The 21,870-nt window shown below is 64.6% G+C and carries 15 protein-coding genes; 13 read left to right on the forward strand and 2 right to left on the reverse strand.

The window, feature by feature from the left end; all coding sequences use genetic code 11:
• The first annotated feature begins 127 nt into the window (after positions 1–127).
• From rplK to rpoC, 6 genes are all read left to right on the forward strand, one after another.
• On the forward strand, positions 128–559 hold the full coding sequence (gene rplK / locus AB4850_RS33510; RefSeq protein ID WP_414443668.1) for a 50S ribosomal protein L11: 432 nt from the start codon (positions 128–130) through the stop codon (positions 557–559).
• Positions 560–1,261, forward strand: coding sequence for a 50S ribosomal protein L1 (rplA, locus tag AB4850_RS33515; RefSeq protein WP_414443669.1), 702 nt, complete (start codon positions 560–562; stop codon positions 1,259–1,261). It abuts the gene before it with no gap.
• A 296-nt stretch (positions 1,262–1,557) separates the two neighbouring features.
• Positions 1,558–2,055 carry a 50S ribosomal protein L10 gene (gene rplJ, locus AB4850_RS33520; protein WP_414443670.1) on the forward strand — a complete coding sequence of 166 codons (498 nt, stop codon included), beginning with the start codon at positions 1,558–1,560 and terminating at the stop codon, positions 2,053–2,055.
• A gap of 54 nt (positions 2,056–2,109) precedes the next feature.
• Positions 2,110–2,481, forward strand: coding sequence for a 50S ribosomal protein L7/L12 (rplL, locus tag AB4850_RS33525; protein WP_414443671.1), 372 nt, complete (start codon positions 2,110–2,112; stop codon positions 2,479–2,481).
• A gap of 375 nt (positions 2,482–2,856) precedes the next feature.
• The gene (gene rpoB / locus AB4850_RS33530) at positions 2,857–6,966 is read left to right on the forward strand and encodes a DNA-directed RNA polymerase subunit beta (RefSeq protein WP_414443672.1); all 4,110 of its coding nucleotides are present in this window, start codon (positions 2,857–2,859) and stop codon (positions 6,964–6,966) included.
• 21 nt (positions 6,967–6,987) lie between these two features.
• Positions 6,988–11,250 (forward strand): DNA-directed RNA polymerase subunit beta', encoded by a 4,263-nt coding sequence (gene rpoC, locus AB4850_RS33535; protein WP_414443673.1) that lies wholly within the window; start codon positions 6,988–6,990, stop codon positions 11,248–11,250.
• 103 nt (positions 11,251–11,353) lie between these two features.
• Here rpoC and AB4850_RS33540 read toward each other — a convergent pair whose 3' ends face one another.
• Complete coding sequence (locus tag AB4850_RS33540) at positions 11,354–12,313, reverse strand: LysR family transcriptional regulator (protein WP_414443674.1); 960 nt, start codon at positions 12,311–12,313, stop codon at positions 11,354–11,356.
• Between the two features lie 191 nt (positions 12,314–12,504).
• On the opposite strand from AB4850_RS33540, the gene AB4850_RS33545 reads away from it, so the two are divergent.
• From AB4850_RS33545 to AB4850_RS33575, 7 genes are all read left to right on the forward strand, one after another.
• The gene (locus AB4850_RS33545) at positions 12,505–13,818 is read left to right on the forward strand and encodes an MFS transporter (RefSeq protein WP_414443675.1); all 1,314 of its coding nucleotides are present in this window, start codon (positions 12,505–12,507) and stop codon (positions 13,816–13,818) included.
• Positions 13,819–13,895: 77 nt separating this feature from the next.
• Entirely contained in the window at positions 13,896–15,128 is a 1,233-nt protein-coding gene (locus AB4850_RS33550; RefSeq protein WP_414443676.1) for a Zn-dependent hydrolase, read from the forward strand.
• Between the two features lie 37 nt (positions 15,129–15,165).
• The gene (locus AB4850_RS33555) at positions 15,166–16,191 is read left to right on the forward strand and encodes a histone deacetylase family protein (protein WP_414443677.1); all 1,026 of its coding nucleotides are present in this window, start codon (positions 15,166–15,168) and stop codon (positions 16,189–16,191) included.
• A gap of 286 nt (positions 16,192–16,477) precedes the next feature.
• Positions 16,478–17,656 (forward strand): porin, encoded by a 1,179-nt coding sequence (locus tag AB4850_RS33560; RefSeq protein ID WP_414443678.1) that lies wholly within the window; start codon positions 16,478–16,480, stop codon positions 17,654–17,656.
• A 148-nt stretch (positions 17,657–17,804) separates the two neighbouring features.
• Positions 17,805–19,133 (forward strand): MFS transporter, encoded by a 1,329-nt coding sequence (locus tag AB4850_RS33565; RefSeq protein WP_414443679.1) that lies wholly within the window; start codon positions 17,805–17,807, stop codon positions 19,131–19,133.
• Between the two features lie 28 nt (positions 19,134–19,161).
• Positions 19,162–19,932: a class II aldolase/adducin family protein gene (locus AB4850_RS33570; protein WP_414443680.1), complete on the forward strand. Its 771-nt coding sequence runs from the start codon at positions 19,162–19,164 to the stop codon at positions 19,930–19,932.
• A gap of 1 nt (position 19,933) precedes the next feature.
• Positions 19,934–20,854 (forward strand): 2-hydroxyacid dehydrogenase, encoded by a 921-nt coding sequence (locus AB4850_RS33575; protein ID WP_414443681.1) that lies wholly within the window; start codon positions 19,934–19,936, stop codon positions 20,852–20,854.
• Between the two features lie 32 nt (positions 20,855–20,886).
• Here the strand turns inward: AB4850_RS33575 and AB4850_RS33580 are convergent, their stop codons facing one another.
• Positions 20,887–21,846, reverse strand: coding sequence for a LysR family transcriptional regulator (locus AB4850_RS33580; protein WP_414443682.1), 960 nt, complete (start codon positions 21,844–21,846; stop codon positions 20,887–20,889).
• Between the last annotated feature and the right edge of the window lie 24 nt (positions 21,847–21,870).

The following is a 21,870-nucleotide window of genomic DNA, read 5'->3' on the forward strand; positions in this document are numbered from 1 at the left end:
TTCGGGCTGCCCACCGTCGCGATTACGGTCCGCATCATTGGCCGTTGAGGAGCGCCAGTAGTCCGCACGGACGAACCCGCGTTATCACTCACCGGACGCCAGCCTGGCGTTCCAACGAGGTTTTCAAATGGCAAAGAAGATTATCGGCTTTATCAAGCTGCAGATCCCTGCAGGTAAAGCCAACCCGTCGCCGCCGGTCGGTCCGGCACTGGGCCAACGCGGCCTGAACATCATGGAGTTCTGCAAGTCGTTCAACGCGCAGACCCAAGGCATGGAACCGGGCCTGCCGGTTCCGGTCGTGATCACGGCATTCGCGGACAAGAGCTTCACGTTCGTGATGAAGACGCCGCCGGCGACCGTCCTGATCAAGAAGGCAGCGAAGATCGACAAGGGTTCGGCCAAGCCGCACACCGACAAGGTCGGTTCGATCACGCGCGCTCAAGCTGAAGAAATCGCAAAGACCAAGATGCCTGACCTCACGGCAGCGGATCTGGACGCAGCAGTTCGCACCATCGCAGGCAGCGCACGCTCGATGGGCATCACCGTGGAGGGCGTGTAAATGGCCAAGATATCGAAGCGCCGTCAGGCATTTGCCGCTAAGGTCGACCGTGAAAAGCTGTACGCGATCGAAGACGCACTGGCACTCGTGAAGGAATGCGCGAGCGCCAAGTTCAACGAATCGATCGACGTGGCAGTCCAGCTCGGCATCGACGCGAAGAAGTCGGACCAAGTGGTCCGCGGTTCGGTCGTGTTGCCGGCAGGTACCGGCAAGTCGGTGCGTGTCGCCGTGTTCGCTCAAGGCGAAAAGGCTGAACAAGCACGTGCCGCCGGCGCTGAAATCGTCGGTATGGAAGACCTGGCAGAGCAGATCAAGGCTGGCCAGATGGATTTCGACATCGTGATCGCTTCGCCGGACACGATGCGTATCGTCGGTACGCTCGGCCAGATCCTCGGCCCGCGCGGCCTGATGCCGAACCCGAAGGTCGGTACGGTTACGCCGGACGTCGCCACCGCGGTGAAGAACGCGAAGGCGGGTCAGGTCCAGTTCCGTGTGGACAAGGGCGGTATCATCCACGCAACGATCGGCCGTGCGTCGTTCGAATCGGCAGCACTGCGCAGCAACCTGTCGGCGCTGATCGAAGCGCTGCAAAAGGCCAAGCCGGCGACCAGCAAGGGTGTGTACCTGCGCAAGGTCGCTCTGTCGAGCACGATGGGCGTCGGCGTTCGCGTCGACCAAGGCTCGATCGCAGCGCAGCAGTAATCGAAGTATTTGGGTCGCTTCGCAGGTGCGAGGCGGCCTGACAAGGGCTTTGGGCGGTTGCCGGGCGCGTGAGCGTCAGGTGACCGGTTATCAAAGACCGTTGGTGGGAGGCAGCAGTCAGGCATCCCTTAATTCAAGCCAACGCAGATGGCGAACCCGAACAAGTTTTGTAGTGGTGAAGCCGATGGTGCGGAGCGATCCGGGCCGGCGGCGGAAATACTCCTGACGACTCGGACGCCGTTGTTGAACGAGGTACGAAAGGCTCGCGCCGATCGTATCGTTTCTGGAGGCTGACCGTGCCGCTTAATAGAGAAGACAAGCAAGCCGTCGTGGCTGAGGTTTCCGCGCAAGTCGCGAAGGCCCAGACCGTTGTGCTGGCTGAGTATCGTGGAATTGCGGTTGGCGATCTGACCAAGCTGCGCGCGCAAGCGCGTGAAAAGCAGGTGTACCTGCGCGTGCTGAAGAACACCCTGGCACGCCGCGCAGTTGAAGGTACGCCGTTTGCTCCGCTGGCAGAGCAGATGACTGGCCCGCTGATCTACGGCATCTCGGAAGATGCAATTGCTGCTGCGAAGGTCGTGAACGACTTCGCCAAGAGCAATGACAAGTTGATCATCAAGGCTGGTTCGTTCGATGGCAAGGTGATGGACAAGGCCGCTGTGCAAGCGCTGGCCACCATCCCGAGCCGCGAAGAACTGCTCTCGAAGCTGCTGTTCGTCATGCAGTCGCCTGTTGCTGGCTTTGCGCGTGCCCTGGCCGCGCTGGCAGAAAAGAAGCAGGCCGAAGCTGCATAACGTCCGCGTCACAGATCGCTGGCTGTATTCGCATTCAATTTAGGAGTATTTCACATGGCAATCGCAAAAGAAGACATCCTGGCAGCAGTCGAAGGCATGACTGTTCTGGAACTGAACGAGCTGGTCAAGGCGTTCGAAGAGAAGTTTGGCGTGTCGGCAGCTGCAGTGGCAGTTGCAGGCCCGGCAGGCGGCGCAGCTGCTGCAGTCGAAGAGAAGACCGAGTTCTCGGTTATCCTGGCTGAAGTCGGCGCCAACAAGGTTTCCGTGATTAAGGCTGTTCGCGAACTGACGGGCCTGGGCCTGAAGGAAGCGAAGGACCTGGTCGACGGCGCACCGAAGCCGGTCAAGGAAGGCGTTGACAAGGCTGCTGCTGACGAAGCCAAGAAGAAGCTGGAAGAAGCAGGCGCAAAGGTCGAAATCAAGTAAGTTTCGATTTGCTGCGCGAAGGCTGGCGGTTTTATACCGCCGGCCTTTTTGTGCTTTGTGGGGACGGTGTTTTGACACTCAATTTCTGTGTCAAGATGGATGGCCCCAGAGGTCAAAGAAAACCGCCGTTACGACATGAGATGCGTGACAGCCGGCGATTTTCTTTGTCTTCTGAAGCGACTGCAGAAGGCAAGTTTGGTCGGGTAGCGGGCAACACAGGCATCCGCTGCCGTCAGCCAGCGGTTGGTAGCGGCCAACCACCAAGCTTCTAGGCTCGAGCCGCCGCACGGCATTCGAGTCTCAGTCGGTGAACACTCGGGTTTGACACGTCCAGGTATCCCGCCTCGATAGCGCCCGTCGTGATTCGGAGATCGTATGCAATATTCCTTCACCGAGAAGAAGCGTATTCGCAAGAGTTTCGCGAAACGCTCCATCGTTCACCAAGTTCCTTTCCTGCTGGCTACTCAGCTTGAATCATTCAGCACGTTTCTGCAAGCCGAAGTGTCTGCAGCACAACGCAAGTCTGAAGGTCTGCAGGCTGCCTTTACGTCGGTCTTTCCGATCGTTTCCCACAACGGTTTCGCACGTCTCGAATTCGTGAGCTATGCGTTGTCGTCGCCGGCATTCAACATCAAGGAATGTCAGCAACGTGGTCTCACCTATTGTTCGGCCCTGCGCGCGAAGGTTCGCCTCGTGCTGCTCGACAAGGAATCGCCGAACAAGCCCGTCGTCAAGGAAGTGAAGGAGCAGGAAGTGTACATGGGCGAAATTCCGCTCATGACGCCGACCGGCTCGTTCGTCATCAACGGTACCGAGCGCGTGATCGTCTCGCAGCTCCACCGTTCGCCCGGCGTGTTCTTCGAACACGACAAGGGCAAGACCCACAGCTCGGGCAAGCTGCTGTTCTCGGCACGGATCATTCCGTACCGCGGCTCGTGGCTCGACTTCGAATTCGACCCGAAGGACATCCTGTACTTCCGCGTCGACCGTCGTCGCAAGATGCCGGTGTCGATCCTGCTGAAGGCCATCGGCCTGACGCCGGAACAGATCCTCGCGAACTTCTTCGTGTTCGACAACTTCACGCTGATGGCCGAAGGCGCACAGATGGAGTTCGTGCCGGAGCGTCTGCGCGGTGAAGTCGCGCGCTTCGACATCTCGGATCGCGAAGGCAAGGTCATCGTCCAGAAGGACAAGCGAATCAACGCGAAGCACATTCGCGATCTCGAAGCCGCCAAGACCACCTTCATCTCGGTGCCGGAAGACTATCTGATCGGCCGCGTGCTGGCGAAGAACGTCGTCGACGGCGATACCGGTGAAGTCATCGCGAACGCGAACGACGAGATCACCGAAACCGTGCTGGACAAGCTGCGCGACGCGAAGATCAAGGACATCCAGACGATCTACACGAACGATCTGGATCAAGGTCCGTACATCTCGTCGACGCTGCGTGTCGACGAAACGGCTGACAGAACGGCCGCGCGTATCGCGATCTACCGCATGATGCGTCCGGGCGAGCCGCCGACGGAAGAAGCCGTCGAGGCGCTGTTCAACCGTCTGTTCTACAGCGAAGACGCCTACGATCTGTCGAAGGTCGGCCGCATGAAGTTCAACCGCCGTGTCGGCCGCGACGAAATCGTCGGCCCGATGACGCTGCTGGACGACGACATCCTCGCGACGATCAAGATCCTGGTCGAGCTGCGCAACGGCAAGGGCGAAGTGGACGATATCGACCACTTGGGCAACCGTCGCGTGCGTTGCGTCGGCGAACTGGCCGAAAACCAGTTCCGCGCCGGCCTCGTGCGTGTCGAACGCGCCGTCAAGGAACGCCTCGGCCAGGCCGAAAGCGAAAACCTGATGCCGCACGACCTGATCAACTCGAAGCCGATTTCGTCGGCAATCCGCGAGTTCTTCGGTTCGTCGCAGCTGTCGCAGTTCATGGACCAGACCAACCCGCTGTCGGAAATCACCCACAAGCGCCGTGTTTCCGCACTGGGCCCGGGCGGTTTGACGCGTGAGCGCGCAGGCTTCGAAGTGCGTGACGTGCACCCGACCCACTATGGCCGTGTGTGCCCGATCGAAACGCCGGAAGGTCCGAACATCGGCCTGATCAACTCGCTGGCGCTGTATGCCCACCTGAACGAATACGGCTTCCTCGAGACGCCGTACCGCAAGGTGACGGACAGCAAGGTGACCGACCAGATCGATTACCTGTCGGCGATCGAAGAAGGCCGTTACGTGATCGCGCAGGCGAACGCATCGGTGGACGAAGTGTCGGGCGAACTGACCGACGAACTCGTCTCGGCGCGTGAAGCCGGCGAAACCATGATGGTCACGCCGGACCGCATCCAGTACATGGACGTGGCGCCGTCGCAGATCGTCTCGGTGGCGGCCTCGCTGATTCCGTTCCTCGAACACGATGACGCGAACCGTGCATTGATGGGTTCGAACATGCAGCGTCAGGCCGTGCCGTGTCTGCGTCCGGAAAAGCCGGTCGTCGGTACGGGCATCGAGCGTACCTGCGCGGTCGACTCGGGCACGACGGTTCAGGCCGAACGCGGCGGTGTGGTCGACTACGTCGACGCAGGCCGTATCGTGATTCGCGTGAACGACGACGAAGCGGTGGCGGGTGAGGTCGGTGTCGACATCTACAACCTCATCAAGTACACGCGTTCGAACCAGAACACGAACATCAACCAGCGTCCGATCGTGAAGATGGGCGACAAGGTTGCGCGTGGCGACGTGGTGGCCGATGGCGCCTCCACCGATCTGGGCGAGCTCGCGCTCGGCCAGAACATGCTGATCGCGTTCATGCCGTGGAACGGCTACAACTTCGAGGATTCGATCCTGATCTCGGAGAAGGTCGTGGCGGACGATCGCTACACGTCGATCCACATCGAAGAGCTGAACGTGGTCGCTCGCGACACCAAGCTCGGACCTGAGGAAATCACGCGCGACATCTCGAACCTGGCGGAAGTCCAGCTGGGTCGTCTCGACGAATCGGGCATCGTCTACATCGGCGCGGAAGTCGAAGCAGGCGACGTGCTGGTCGGCAAGGTCACGCCGAAGGGCGAAACCCAGCTGACGCCGGAAGAAAAGCTGCTGCGCGCGATCTTCGGCGAGAAGGCTTCGGACGTGAAGGATACGTCGCTGCGCGTGCCGTCGGGCATGAGCGGCACGGTGATCGACGTGCAGGTGTTCACGCGCGAAGGCATCGTGCGCGACAAGCGTGCGCAACAGATCATCGACGATGAACTGAAGCGCTATCGCCTCGACCTGAACGACCAGCTGCGCATCGTGGAAGGCGACGCGTTCCAGCGTCTGGCGCGGATGCTCGACGGCAAGGTCGCCAACGGCGGCCCGAAGAAGCTCGTCAAGGGCACCAAGCTCGACCAGGCCTACCTGTCGGATCTCGACCACTATCACTGGTTCGATATTCGTCTGGCCGACGAGGAAGCGGCGGCACAGCTCGAAGCGATCAAGAACTCGATCGAAGAAAAGCGCCACCAGTTCGACCTCGCGTTCGAAGAGAAGCGCAAGAAGCTCACGCAAGGCGACGAACTGCAGCCTGGCGTGCTGAAGATGGTCAAGGTGTACCTGGCGGTCAAGCGTCGCCTGCAGCCTGGCGACAAGATGGCCGGTCGTCACGGTAACAAGGGCGTGGTCTCGAAGATCGTGCCGGTGGAAGACATGCCGTACATGGCGGACGGTCGTCCGGCAGACGTCGTGCTGAACCCGCTGGGCGTGCCGTCGCGGATGAACGTGGGTCAGGTGCTCGAAGTGCATCTGGGCTGGGCCGCGAAGGGTCTCGGCTGGCGAATCGGCGAAATGCTGGCGCGTCAGGCGAAGATCGAAGAGCTGCGTGTGTTCCTGACCAAGATCTACAACGAGTCGGGCCGCGCGGAAGACCTCGAAAGCTTCAGCGACGACGAAATCGTCGAACTGGCGAAGAACCTGCGCGAAGGCGTGCCGTTCGCCACGCCGGTGTTCGACGGTGCGACCGAAGAAGAAATGTCGAAGATGCTCGATCTGGCATACCCGGACGACATCGCGCAGAACCTCGGCATGACGCCTTCGAAGAACCAGGTGCGCCTGTACGACGGCCGCACGGGCGAGGCATTCGAGCGGACCGTGACGGTCGGCTACATGCACTACCTGAAGCTGCACCACTTGGTCGACGACAAGATGCACGCGCGTTCGACCGGCCCGTACTCGCTCGTCACGCAGCAGCCGCTGGGTGGTAAGGCGCAGTTCGGTGGCCAGCGCTTCGGTGAAATGGAAGTGTGGGCACTCGAAGCCTACGGCGCGTCGTACGTGCTGCAGGAAATGCTGACGGTGAAGTCGGACGACGTGAACGGCCGGACGAAGGTGTACGAAAACCTCGTCAAGGGCGACCACGTGATCGACGCGGGCATGCCGGAATCCTTCAACGTGTTGGTGAAGGAAATCCGCTCGCTCGGTATCGACATCGACCTCGACCGCAACTAATCGGACTACGGAGAGAAAGCAATGAAAGCTCTGCTCGATCTATTCAAGCAAGTCCAACAGGAAGAAGTTTTCGACGCGATCAAGATCGGTCTGGCTTCGCCGGACAAGATCCGTTCGTGGTCGTTCGGCGAGGTCAAGAAGCCGGAAACGATCAACTACCGCACGTTCAAGCCGGAGCGGGATGGTCTGTTCTGCGCGAAGATCTTCGGGCCGATCCGCGACTACGAATGCCTGTGCGGCAAGTACAAGCGTCTGAAGCACCGCGGCGTGATCTGCGAGAAGTGCGGCGTCGAAGTGACGCTGGCCAAGGTGCGTCGCGAACGCATGGGCCACATCGAACTGGCCTCGCCGGTCGCGCACATCTGGTTCCTGAAGTCGCTGCCGTCGCGTCTGGGCATGGTGCTCGACATGACGCTGCGCGACATCGAACGCGTGCTGTACTTCGAAGCCTACGTAGTCATCGAACCGGGCATGACGCCGCTGAAGGCGCGGCAGATCATGACCGAAGAGGATTACTACAACAAGGTCGAGGAATACGGTGACGAATTCCGCGCCGAGATGGGCGCGGAAGGCGTGCGCGAACTGCTGCGCGCGATCAACATCGACGAACAGGTCGAGACGCTGCGCACCGAACTGAAGAACACCGGCTCGGAAGCGAAGATCAAGAAGTATGCGAAGCGCCTGAAGGTGCTCGAGGCATTCCAGCGTTCGGGCATCAAGCCCGAGTGGATGATTCTCGAAGTGCTGCCGGTGCTGCCGCCGGAACTGCGTCCGCTGGTGCCGCTGGACGGCGGCCGTTTCGCGACGTCGGACCTGAACGATCTGTATCGCCGCGTGATCAACCGGAACAACCGTCTGAAGCGTCTGCTCGAGCTGAAGGCGCCGGAGATCATCGTCCGCAACGAAAAGCGGATGCTGCAGGAAGCCGTCGATTCGCTGCTCGACAACGGTCGCCGCGGCAAGGCGATGACGGGCGCCAACAAGCGTCCGCTGAAGTCGCTCGCCGACATGATCAAGGGCAAGGGCGGCCGGTTCCGTCAGAACTTGCTGGGCAAGCGCGTCGACTACTCGGGCCGTTCGGTCATCGTGGTCGGCCCGACGCTGAAGCTGCACCAGTGCGGTCTGCCGAAGCTGATGGCGCTCGAACTGTTCAAGCCGTTCATCTTCAACAAGCTCGAAGTGATGGGTGTCGCTACCACCATCAAGGCTGCGAAGAAGGAAGTCGAGAACCAGACGGCCGTGGTGTGGGACATCCTCGAAGAGGTGATCCGCGAACACCCGGTGATGCTGAACCGCGCGCCGACGCTGCACCGTCTGGGCATCCAGGCGTTCGAGCCGGTGCTGATCGAAGGCAAGGCAATCCAGCTGCACCCGCTCGTCTGCGCGGCGTTCAACGCCGACTTCGACGGTGACCAGATGGCCGTGCACGTGCCGCTGTCGCTCGAAGCGCAGATGGAAGCGCGCACGCTGATGCTGGCGTCGAACAACGTCCTGTTCCCGGCCAACGGCGATCCGTCGATCGTGCCGTCGCAGGATATCGTGCTCGGCCTGTATTACGCGACGCGTGAAGCCGTCAACGCCAAGGGCGAAGGCATGACCTTCACGGGCGTGTCGGAAGCGCTGCTGGCGTACGAGAACAAGGAAGTCGAGCTGGCTTCGCGCGTGAACGTGCGGATCACGGAAATGGTCCACAACGAGGACAAGTCGGAAGGCGCACCGCAGTTCGTGCCGAAGATCTCGTTGTACGCCACCACCGTCGGCCGCGCGATCCTGTCGGAAATCCTGCCGGCCGGCCTGCCGTTCTCGGTGCTGAACAAGCCGCTGAAGAAGAAGGAAATCTCGCGACTGATCAACACCGCGTTCCGCAAGTGCGGCCTGCGCGCGACCGTCGTGTTCGCCGATCAACTGATGCAATCGGGCTTCCGTCTCGCGACGCGCGCCGGCATCTCGATCTGCGTGGACGACATGCTCGTGCCGACGCAGAAGGAAGTGATCGTCGGCGACGCCGCGAAGAAGGTGAAGGAATACGACCGTCAGTACATGTCGGGTCTCGTCACCGCGCAGGAACGCTACAACAACGTGGTCGACATCTGGTCGGCGACGTCGGAAGCGGTCGGCAAGGCGATGATGGAGCAGCTCTCGACGGAGCCGGTGGTCGATCGCGACGGCAAGGAAACGCGCCAGGAATCGTTCAACTCGATCTACATGATGGCCGACTCGGGCGCGCGGGGTTCCGCGGTGCAGATTCGTCAGCTGGCCGGTATGCGTGGCCTGATGGCGAAGCCGGACGGCTCGATCATCGAGACGCCGATCACGGCGAACTTCCGCGAAGGCCTGAACGTGTTGCAGTACTTCATCTCGACCCACGGTGCACGTAAGGGTCTGGCCGATACGGCACTGAAGACGGCAAACTCGGGTTACCTGACGCGTCGTCTGGTCGACGTCACGCAGGATCTGGTGGTGGTCGAGAACGACTGCGGCACGTCGAACGGCGTGGCGATGAAGGCGCTGGTGGAAGGCGGTGAAGTGGTCGAGGCGCTGCGCGACCGGATTCTCGGCCGCGTCGCGGTGGCTGACGTCGTCAACCCGGAAACGCAGGAAACGCTGTACGAGAACGGCACGCTGCTCGATGAAACGGCGGTCGAGGAAATCGAACGCCTCGGCATCGACGAAGTGCGCGTGCGCACGCCGCTGACCTGCGAAACGCGTTACGGCCTGTGCGCAGCCTGCTACGGCCGCGACCTGGGCCGCGGCTCGGCGGTGAACGTCGGCGAAGCGGTCGGCGTGATCGCGGCGCAGTCGATCGGCGAACCGGGCACCCAGCTGACCATGCGTACGTTCCACATCGGTGGTGCGGCATCGCGTGCGGCCGTCGCCTCGTCGGTCGAAGCGAAGAGCAACGGTACGGTCCGCTTCACGGCGACCATGCGTTACGTCACCAACGCGAAGGGCGAGCAGATCGTCATTTCGCGTTCGGGCGAAGCCATGATCACCGACGATCTGGGCCGCGAGCGTGAACGTCACAAGATCCCGTACGGCGCGACGCTGCTGCGTCTCGACGGCGACGTGATCAAGGCCGGCACGCAACTGGCTACGTGGGATCCGCTGACGCGTCCGATCATCACCGAGTACGGCGGTACGGTGAAGTTCGAAAACGTCGAGGAAGGCGTGACGGTCGCCAAGCAGATCGACGACGTGACGGGCCTCTCGACGCTCGTCGTGATCGACGTGAAGCGCCGCGGTTCGCAAGCGGCGAAGAGCGTGCGTCCGCAGGTCAAGCTGCTCGACGCGGCTGGCGAGGAAGTGAAGATCCCGAACACCGAGCACTCGGTGCAGATCGGCTTCCAGGTCGGCGCGCTGATCACGGTGAAGGATGGCCAGCAGGTGCAGGTGGGTGAAGTGCTCGCACGTATCCCGACCGAAGCGCAGAAAACGCGTGACATTACCGGCGGTCTGCCGCGTGTCGCGGAACTGTTCGAAGCGCGTTCGCCGAAGGACGCCGGCATTCTGGCGGAAGTCACCGGCACGACGTCGTTCGGCAAGGACACGAAGGGCAAGCAGCGTCTCGTCATCACGGATCTCGAAGGCAATCAGCACGAGTTCCTGATCGCGAAGGAAAAGCAGGTGCTGGTCCACGATGCTCAGGTCGTCAACAAGGGCGAAATGATCGTGGACGGCCCGGCCGATCCGCACGACATCCTGCGTCTGCAGGGTATCGAGGCGCTGTCGCGCTACATCGTCGACGAAGTGCAGGACGTGTACCGTCTGCAGGGTGTGAAGATCAACGACAAGCACATCGAGGTGATCGTTCGCCAGATGCTGCGTCGTGTGCAGATCACCGACAACGGCGATACGCGCTTCATCCTGGGTGAACAGGTCGAGCGTTCGGACATGCTGGACGAAAACGATCGCATGATCGCGGAAGGCAAGCGTCCGGCGTCGTACGACAACATCCTGCTGGGTATCACGAAGGCGTCGCTGTCGACGGATTCGTTCATCTCGGCGGCATCGTTCCAGGAAACGACGCGCGTGCTGACGGAAGCGGCGATCATGGGCAAGCGCGACGATCTGCGTGGCCTGAAGGAAAACGTGATCGTCGGTCGTCTGATCCCGGCCGGTACTGGTCTTGCGTTCCACAAGGCGCGCAAGAACAAGGAAGTGTCGGATCGCGAGCGTTTCGACCAGATCGCGGCGGAAGAAGCCTTCGACTTCGGCATCCCGGAAACCCCGGCTGCCGAAACGCCCGACGCAGTCGAGTCGCAGCAGCACCCGAGCGCGGAGTAAGCGGGAGCGGCACCAAGCCGCTTTCGATGGTCCCCCCATCAGAACCGCCCGGTTTCGACCGGGCGGTTTTTTTTCGCCCGTCGCTTTTGCAACCCGGCCGGCGCTATTTCGCGCCGAGCCGCTCCGCGAACGAATAGCGCCGCATATGGCGCTCCATGCTTTCGAGAAACGCGAGATCGGCCGCGTTCATCTTGCGTTCGCGCTGCCACAGCAGGAACACGTCCACGTCGACCAGCCCCTCGTCGGGCGGCAGCCGCCAGAGCCGTTGCTGGGCCAGGTCGTCGCGCACGATGTGCTCGGGCAGGCAGCCGATGCCGTAGCCCGCGAAGATCAGCCGGCGCACCTCGTCGAGGCTCGGCGAGGACGCGACGATGCGGCCCGTGAAGCCCTTCTGGTCGCGGAACACCGTGAGCGGCGAGAGGCTGTCGCCGAGCTGGTCGCTCGTAAACGACACGAAGTTCTCCGCGAGCAGGTCGTTCATCGTCAGTTGCGACTTGCCGAACAGGCGGTGGTGGCGGCCGCAGAAGATCGCGTAACGCTGCCGCAGGAACGGCCGCATCTCGAGCTTGTCGTGCGGGTTGCGGCACAGGCCGAGGCCGGCCGTCGCCGTCTTCTGCAGCAGCGAGGAAATGATGTCGGACGAGCGCATGACCTCGATCTGCAAATCGATGCGCGGGTAGGTGCGATGGAACTCGGCGAGGAATTCGTCGTAGACGGGCGATTCGATGCGGCTGATGGTCAGCAGGCGGATCGAGCCGGTGATGTCGGCGGTGCGGTCGTCGAGCTCGGAATCGAGCCGCGAGATCGTGCCGTACAGGTCGCCGGCGATCCGGTAGACGGCCTCGCCGGCGGCGGTGGGCGCGAAATACGGGCCGCGGCGCTCGATCAGGCGGTGTTCGAGCGCGTCCTCCAGCCGCTTCAGCGCCTGGCTCACGGCCGGCTGCGTGACGTGCAGGCGCGCGGCGGCGCGGCTCAGGCTGCGCTCCTGCATGATCACGAGGAAGGTGCGCAGCAGGTTCCAGTCGAGACGGTCGTTCAGGAAGCGGGTGAAGTCGGTGCGCATCGCGGTTCCGGGATGGTTGCGATCAAACTATAAGTTTGATTTATGCGCTGAATAATAACTTGAAATTTGACTAATGATTTCTGGCTATCGATAAAGGCGGCGTGCGCGGTGCATCGAACCGCCGCGCACGCCGACCCGTGACAAGCGCGCCCGGGGCCTTCCGGGCCGCCGCCGGCGCATCAGGAGCCAGCATGACCCCCCAATCCGCCAGCACCCGCCAGCCCGCCCGCGCGGCGACCGCCGCGTTCATCGGCACGATGATCGAGTGGTACGACTTCTATATCTACGCCACGGCCGCCGCGCTCGTGTTCGGCGAACTGTATTTCCCGTCGGGAGACCGCTTCGTCAGCACCATGGCGTCGTTCGCGACGTTCGCGGTGGGCTTCTTCGCACGCCCGATCGGCGGCATCATCTTCGGCCATCTCGGCGACCGCATCGGCCGCAAGAAAGCGCTGATGACCACGCTGATGATGATGGGCGCGGCCACCGTGTGCGTCGGGCTGCTGCCCGATTACGCCACGGTCGGCGTGCTCGCGCCGGTACTGCTGGTGTTGCTGCGCGTGGTGCAGGGCATCGCCGTGGGCGGCGAGTGGGGCGGCGCGGTGCTGATGGCCGGCGAACATGCGCCCGAAGGCCGGCGCACGTTTTTCGCGTCGTTCGCGCAACTGGGCAGCCCGGCCGGCCTGATCCTGTCGCTGATCGCGTTTCGCGCCGTCACCTCGATGGACAAGGCCGCGTTCCTGTCCTGGGGCTGGCGCCTGCCGTTCCTCGCCAGCGCGGCGCTGCTGATCGTCGGCATCCTGATCCGGCTCGGCGTGAACGAGTCGCCCGAATTCGCGCGGCTGCGCGAGGCCAAGCGCACCGCCAAGCTGCCGATCGCCGAGGTGTTCCGCTCGGCGTGGGGCCTGGTGCTGCTCGGCATCGGCGCGAACACCATCGGCATCGCCGGCGTGTATTTCACCAACACGTTCATGATCGCGTACACCACGCAGTACGTCGGCGTGACGCGCTCGATGATCCTCGACTGCCTGTTCGTGGTGGCGGTGATCCAGTTGCTGTCGCAGCCGTGCGCGGCGTGGCTCGCCGAGCGCATCGGCGGCGCGCGCTTCCTCAAGCTGGCGGCGTTGCTCGCGATGGCCTCGCCGTATCCGATGTTCGTGCTGGTGCAGCACGGCACGACGGTGTCGATGGTGATCGGCATTGCGCTGGCGGTGATCTGCATGGCCAGCTTCTACTCGGTGATCGCCGGCTTCATCAGCGGCATCTTCCCCACCCATATCCGCTATTCGGCGATCTCGCTCGCCTACCAGGTGTGCGGCGCGATCGCCGGCGGCCTGACGCCGCTGGTCGGCACCTGGCTCGCGCATCGCTATACCGGCCAATGGTGGCCGCTGGCGGTGTTCTACACCTGCCTGGCCGGAATCTCGCTGCTTTGCATCGTCGCGCTCGACGCGCGGCGCGCCGTGAGCCGCGATGCGGCCGAGGCGCTGACGAGCCGCGGCTGACCGGTCCGGCTCGATTTTCCGGGGCTTCCCCGCACCTTCCCGCACGATAAGCAATCCGTGATTGCTCAGGAACACGAATGGAATCGCAACTGAATGTGGACGGCGCCCGCCTCTGGCGCAGCCTGATGGAGATGGCAAAGATCGGCGCGACCGCACGCGGCGGCGTGCGCCGGCTGGCATTGACCGACGAAGACCGGCGCGGGCGCGAGCTGTTCGCGCAATGGTGCCGCGAGGCCGGCATGACGGTGAGCACCGACGCGGTCGGCAACTTGTTCGCGCGGCGCGCCGGTCGCGATCCGGAAGCGGCGCCGGTGCTGGTCGGCAGCCATCTCGACACGCAGCCCGAGGGCGGCCGCTTCGACGGCGTGTACGGCGTGCTGGCCGGCCTCGAACTGGTGCGCGCGCTGAACGACGCGAAGATCGACACGCTTCGCTCGATCGAGATCGTCTCGTGGACCAACGAGGAAGGCGCGCGCTTCACGCCCGCGATGCTCGGCTCGGCCGTGTTCACGGGCGCCACGGCGCTCGATGCGGCGCTGGCCACGCGCGATGCCGACGGCATCGTGCTCGGCGACGCGCTCGACGCCTGCGGCAGCCGCGGCACGCGCGAGCGCGGCGCGGTGGACGCCTACTTCGAGGCGCACATCGAGCAAGGCCCGGTGCTGGAGGCGAACGGCACGACGATCGGCGTGGTGACGGGCGGCCAGGCGATCCGCTGGCTCGACGTGACGGTGACGGGCGTGGCCGCCCACGCCGGCACGACGCCGATGCCGTATCGCAAGGACGCGCTGTTCGCGAGCGCGCAGATGGCGCTCGAACTCGAACGGATCATCGCCGGCTACGCGCCGCGCGGCCTCGCCACGATCGGCCAGACCGCCATCCCGAACGCTTCGCGCAACACCATCGCGGGGCAGGTCGGCTTCACCGTCGACCTGCGCCATCACGACGACACCGAGGTCGATGCGATCGAGCGCGACCTGCGCACGGCGTTCGAGCGTATCGCGGCGCAACGCGGCCTGCGCGTCGAGATCGCCACCTATTGGCGCAGCCCGGCCACGCCGTTCGACGCCGCGTGCGTGGCGCTCGTGCAGCAGGCCACCGATGCGCTCGGCTATTCGAACGAGCGGATCGTCAGCGGCGCGGGGCACGACGCGATCCTGATGGCGCGTCATTACCCCACCGCGATGGTGTTCATTCCCTGCGTCGACGGCCTCTCGCACAACGAAGCCGAAGACGCCTTGCCCGACGACGTGACCGCCGGCGCCAACGTGCTGCTGCACGCCGTGCTCGCGCGCGCCCTGGCGCGCTGATGCGTCACGCGAAGCGGCCCGATATTACGGAGAACCGATGAAAACCTATTTCCATCCCGAACAGTCGCTGCACCATCCGCGCACCTATCTGTCGCGTGGCCAGATGCGCGAGCCGCAGGAAGTGCCCGAGCGCGCGGCGCGGCTCGTCGCGGCCGCCCGCTCGCTCGATTTCGACGTGCTCGAACCGGCCGACCACGGCACCGCGCCGATCGCCGCCGTGCACGACATGAACTACCTGCGTTTCCTCGAAGAGGCGCACCGCAACTGGACCCGCATGCCCGACGATTGGGGCAACGAAGTGATGTCGAACATCTACGTGCGCGAGGGCAATCCGCTGCGCGGCGTGCTGGCCCAGGCGGCGCGCTATCTGGCCGACGGCAGTTGCCCGGTCGGCGAGCATACGTGGCGCTCGGCGTACTGGTCGGCGCAGAGCGCGCTGGCCGCGGCCGACACGGTGAACGGTGGCGCGCGCGAGAGCTGGGCGCTGTGCCGGCCGCCCGGCCATCATGCGCGGCGCGATGCGGCCGGCGGCTTCTGCTATCTGAACAACGCCGCGATCGCCGCGCAATCGCTGCGCGAGCGCTTCGGCCGCGTCGCGATCCTCGATACCGACATGCACCACGGCCAGGGCGTGCAGGAAATCTTCTATGGCCGCGACGACGTGCTCTACATCTCGATCCACGGCGATCCGACCAACTTCTATCCGGTCGTCGCCGGCTACGAGGACGAAGCCGGCAGCGGCGACGGCTACGGCTACAACGTGAACCTGCCGATGCCGCACGGCGCTTCCGAGGCGGTGTTCTTCGAGCGCGTGGACGACGCGCTGCGCGTGCTCAAGCGCTTCCAGCCCGACGCGATCGTGCTGGCGCTCGGCTTCGACATCTATCGCGACGATCCGCAATCGAAGGTGGCCGTCACCACCGAGGGCTTTGGCCGGCTCGGCGGCGCGGTCGGCGCGTTGCAGTTGCCCACCGTGATCGTGCAGGAAGGCGGCTATCACATCGAGAGCCTCGAAGCGAACGCGCGTGCGTTCTTCGGCGGCTTCGGCGAGGCGCGCCGCTGATGGTCGGATAGCAGAACGAAACGTTCACGCACGCTCGGGCGCGGCGCCGGAGGCAGGCTTCTGCTTCCGGCGCCGCGCTTTTTTTGTGCTTGCCGTTTCGCGAGCGCCGTCTTGGCAAGGATGAACGCCATTAATACTGACGATGAGTAAACGGCATTGTACGTAGCGTTATTGGCGCTCGATAACTGACACCCGTGCCGCCGATGCCCGCATCGTCCGTCATGAACTTCGCACTCCCAATCGAATTTCAAATCGAATCTCAACCACACGCGCCATGCGACCCACCATGAAACTCAACAAGCCTTTTTGCCTCGGCGTCGCCCTGCTGGGCGCGACCGCCGCTCACGCGCAAAACTCGGTCACGCTGTACGGGATCGTCGATCAGGGCATCGCCATCAATACCAACGCGGGCGGCGGCCGCCAGTTCGCGCTGACCAGCGGCAACGCGTCGGGCAGCCGCTGGGGCCTGCGCGGTCGCGAGGAGCTGGGCGGCGGGCTGGTTTCGCTGTTCGTGCTCGAAGGCGGCTTCAACGGCTCGACCGGCGCGCTCGGCCAGAACGGCGACCTGTTCGGCCGGCAGCTCTACGTCGGGCTCGGCTCGGCGCGGTTCGGCACCGTGACGGCCGGCCGCCAGTATCTGCCGAACGCCGATATGGTCGGCATCTACACGGCCGGCGAGGATTGGGCGCTGTCGGGCGCGGGCTACGGCGCCCACCCGGGCGATCTCGACGATCTCGACGGATCGTTCCGTGTCAACAACGCGCTGAAGTACGTGTCGCCGGTATGGGCCGGCTTCAATGTGGAAGCGCTCTACAGCTTCGGCGGCGTGGCGGGCAGCACCGCGCGCAACCAGATCTACGGCGTGGGTGTGGGTTACCAGGGCGGCCCGCTGAAGGCCGCCGCCGCCTACACGCTGGCGCGCAACCCGAACTTCTCGCTGTTCGGCAACAAGGCCAACGACAGCGCCACCGGCAGCAACATGGCCAGCCCCGTCTACAGCGGCTATGCGAGCGCTGGCACGCAGCAGATCGTCAATGCGGGCGGCGCCTACACGTTCGGCGCGGCCACCTTCGGCGCGGTGTACAGCAACACGCGCTTCAACAACCTCGGCGCTACCGCCGTGGCCGGCTCCACCACGCAGATGCCGGGCGGCAGCGTGGCGTTCAACACGTTCGAGCTGAATACCAAATACCTGATCACGCCGGCCCTGCAGGTGGCCGCGTCGTACGCGTTCACGCGCAGCAGCAGCGTGAACGGCCACGAGGGTGCGAAGTACGGCCAGCTCGACGTCGGCGTGGATTACTCGCTGTCCAAGCGCACCGACCTGTACGCCGTCGGCATCTATCAGTTGGCGACGGGCACCGATTCGACGGGCCGCAAGGCCGTGGCGGCGGTGGCGTTCGCGACGCCGTCGTCGAACAGCCATCAGCTCGTCACGGTGGCCGGAATCCGGCACCGCTTCTGATGCGGCGCGGAGCATGAACGCGATTCATGCTCCGCATAAGAAATCAGCATTTTACGTAGCGATATTGGCCACCGATAAATGCGCAAAGCCGCGTGGCTTCGGTGCTCCGATGCCCGATGCCATGCGGCGCTCCGACCAAGGATTCCCGATGACTTCCCCCGTTGCTCAACGCCAGCCGGTCCGCGCCGCACTCGCCGCGTTTTTCGGCACGACGATCGAGTTCTACGATTTCTACACCTACGCGACGGCCGCCGCGCTCGTGCTCGGCGACGTGTTCTTCCCGACCCGCGACCCGTTCGTCAGCACGCTGGCGTCGTTCGCGACGTTCGCCGTGGGCTTCGTCGCGCGCCCCTTGAGCGGCGCCGTGTTCGGCCATTGGGGCGATCGCCTCGGCCGCAAGAAGATGCTGATTCTCACGATGTTCCTGATGGGCGTGGCGACCACCGGCATCGGCCTGCTGCCGTCGTACGCTTCGATCGGCGTGGCGGCGCCGGTGATCCTGATCCTGCTGCGCATCCTGCAGGGCATCGCCGTGGGCGGCGAGTGGGGCGGCGCGGTGCTGATGTCGAGCGAGCACGCCGCGCCGGGGCGCAAGACGCTGTTCGCGTCGATTCCGCAGATGGGCAGCCCGGCCGGGCTGTTGCTGTCGCTGATCTCGTTCCGCCTGGTGTCGTCGCTCGATCACGACGCGTTCGTGTCGTGGGGCTGGCGCCTGCCGTTCCTGGCCAGCTTCGTGTTGCTGGTGGTGGGCGTGGTGGTGCGCATGGGCGTGAACGAATCGCCCGAATTCGAGCAGGCCAAACGCGAGAACCGGCGCGTGAAGGCGCCCGTGACCGAAGTGCTGCGCGGCTACTGGAAGCCGATCCTGTACGCGGCCGCGGCCACCACCATCGGCTCGGCCGGCTTTTTCTTCACGAACACGTTCATGATTTCGTACGTCACGAGCTTCCTGAAGATGCCGAAGCCGCTGATCCTCGATTGCCTGTTCGCGGTGACGCTCATCCAGCTCGCTTCGCAACCGGTGTCGGCGCTGCTCGCGCAACGCTTCGGCGACGCCCGCTTCCTGGCCTGCGCCGCGCTGCTGTCGATCTTCACGCCGTACCCGATGTTCGTGCTCGTCAACAGCCAGCAGCCGGTGCTGATCGTGGCCGGCATCGCGCTCGCGGTGGTGGTGCTGTCGGCCGTGTATGCGGTGATCGCCGGCTTCATGACGCGCGCGTTCCCGACCCATCTGCGCTATTCGGGCATCTCGATCGCCTATCAGCTGTGCGCCACCGTGGCCGGCGGCACCACGCCGCTGATCGGCACGGTGGTGGCGCAGCATTACCGCGGCCAGTGGCTGCCGCTGGCGCTGTTCTTCTCGCTGCTGTCGGCCATCTCGCTGGCCGGGATCGTCGCGCTGGCGCGCTATCAGCGGCGCTTCCCGCCGACGCAGCCGGTCCATCCGGCCGCCGCCGGAACCGTTCAGGTTTCCTGATTGTTTTTCTCTTCCTGCAAGCGATTTCATGCACACCGCACCCCATCACATTCCGGACTCCGAATGGACGGCGCGCGTCGAACTGGCCGCGCTGTACCGGCTCGTCGCGCATTTCGGCATGACCGACATGATCGACACGCACATCACCGCGCGCGTGCCCGGCCCCGAGCATCATTTCCTGATCAACCGCTACGGCGTGCTGTTCCATGAAATGCGCGCCTCCGATCTGATCAAGATCGACGGGCAGGGGCGCGTCGTCGAGCCGATCGTCGAGGACGATCCGGCGCGCTATCGCGTCAACGCGGCCGGCTTCACGATCCATTCGGCGATCCATCAGGCGCGGCCCGACTTGCAGTGCGTGATCCACACGCATACGGCGGCCGGCTCGGCCGTGTCGGCGCAGCAGCAAGGCCTGCTGCCGATCAGCCAGCACGCGCTGAAGTTCTACGAGCGGCTTGCGTATCACGACTACGAGGGCATCGCGCTCGATCTGGGCGAGCGCGAGCGGTTGATTTGCGACCTCGGCCCGCACAGCGCGATGATCCTGCGCAATCACGGGCTGCTGGTGGCCGGCCGCTCGGTGCCGGCCGCGTTCCAGAACATCTATTTCCTCGAACTCGCGTGCCAGATCCAGGTGCGCGCGATGGCCGGCGGCGCGGCGTTGAGCCGGCCGTCCGAGGCCGTGTGCCGGCTGGCCGCCGAGCAATTCGACCGCGACGAGGCCGAGGCGATCATCGCGCTGCAATGGCAGGCGGCGTTGCGGCTGATCGACGGCGGCGCCACCGACTACCGAAGCTGACATGACGCGCATCGCCTTTCTCAGCGACGGCTTCGACCTGTCGCCGTTGTTCGCGCCGCTGCGCGAACGCTTGCCGGGGCTGCGCATCGCGGGCGTCGACACCGATCCGCACGACGCCGACATCGCCGTGTGCTGGCGGCCGCCGTCCGCCGCGCTGGCGCGGCTGCCGTCGCTGCGGCTCGTGCACAGCATCGCGGCCGGCGTCGATCACATCCTGGCCGACCCGGCCTTGCCCGCCGTGCCGGTGTGCCGCGTGGTCGATCCGACGCACGCGCAGGGCATGGGCGAATTCGTGATGTGGGCCGTGCTGCATTTTCATCGCGGGCTCGATCGCGTGCTGGCCAACCAGCGCGAGCGCCGCTGGCTGCGCTATCCGCAAGTGGCGGCCGGCGAGCGCAGCGTGGGCGTGATGGGGCTCGGCGTGCTCGGCCAGCATGTGGCGCGACAGCTTGCCGATGCCGGGTTTCGGATGCACGGCTGGTCGCGCGAGCGCAAGACGATCGACGGCGTGGAAACGTTCGGCGCCGATGGGTTCGACGCGTTCCTGGCCGGCAGCGAGTTGCTCGTCTGCCTGTTGCCGCTGACGCCCGAGACGCGCGGCATCGTCGATCGCCGCCTGCTGGCCCGGTTGCCGCGCGGCGCGAAGCTGATCCACGTGGGGCGCGGCGAGCATCTGGTGCCGGCCGACGTGCTGGCCGCGTTGCAGGACGGCACGCTCGGCGGCGCGGTGATCGACGTGTTCGAGCGCGAGCCGCTGCCCGAGGACGATCCGTTCTGGTTTGCGCCGAACCTGATCGTGACGCCGCACATGGCGTCGGTGGCGAGCTTCGAGCGGATCGCAGAGCAGGTCGCCGCCAACGTGCGGCGCTTGCGCGATGGCGCGCCGCTGGCGAATCAGGTGGACGTGCTGCGCGGATATTGAGCGGAGCGTGCGTTGCCGAGGGCGCGCCGGGCTTACTGCGCTGCGTCGTCGGTCTTGCCGCCGCCCTGCGCGAACGCGCGGATTCGCTCGAGAAACACGGCCTCCGCCGCGCGCGGCTTGCGATCGGCCGCCCACAGCAGCATCACGTCGAGGTCGGCCACGCCGTCGGCGGGCGGCAGCCGCATCATGCGGCCTGCTTCCACCTGCGCTTGCCCGACGTGCTCGGGCAGGCTGCCGATGCCGAATCCGGCCACGATCAGTCTCACCATTTCGGCCATGCTGGCCGAGGTCGCCACGATGCGCCCGGCCAGCCCGTGTTGGTCGCGGAACACACTCAGCACCGACAATGACGCGCCAAGCTGATCTCCCGCAAACGATACGAAATTCTCTTCGCGCAGGTCGTCGACGCCCAGCCCCGACTGCCCGAACAGACGATGGCGCCGCCCGCAGAACAGCGCGTAGCGCTGCGGCATGAACAACTGCTGCGCGATCTTCCCGTCGACGTGCCGGTTCAGGCTCAGCGCGGCCGTGGCCGTGTGCTGGAGCAGGGCGCTCGGCACGTCGGCGCTGCGCATCACCTGCACGTCGAGATCGACGTCGGGGTAGTCGCGATGGAAGTCGCCGAGGAAATCGTCGTAGGCCCCCGACTGCACACCGCTGACAGTGATCAGGCGCACCAGCCCCGACACGTAGTGATCGGCCACGCCTTCGTCGCTGGCGAGACGCGAGATGCTGCCGTAGATTTCCTCGGCGATTTCGCGCACCTCGTGGCCGGCGCGCGTGATGTCGATGCGCGGGCCGCTGCGCTGCACGAGCTTGCGGCCGAGCTGCTCCTCGAGCCGCCGCAACGCATGGCTGACGGCCGGTTGCGTGATGTGCAGGTGCGCCGCGGCGCGGCTCACGCTCTGTTCGCGCGCGATCACGAGGAAGGTCCGGAGCAGGTTCCAGTCGAGCCGGTCGTTGAGCAATGCGGCGCGTACGCTGCGAGTCATCGCGGCCTCCGGAAGCGAAAAAAT

The organism is Burkholderia sp. 22PA0106 (assembly GCF_047497155.1).
Lineage (GTDB): Bacteria > Pseudomonadota > Gammaproteobacteria > Burkholderiales > Burkholderiaceae > Burkholderia.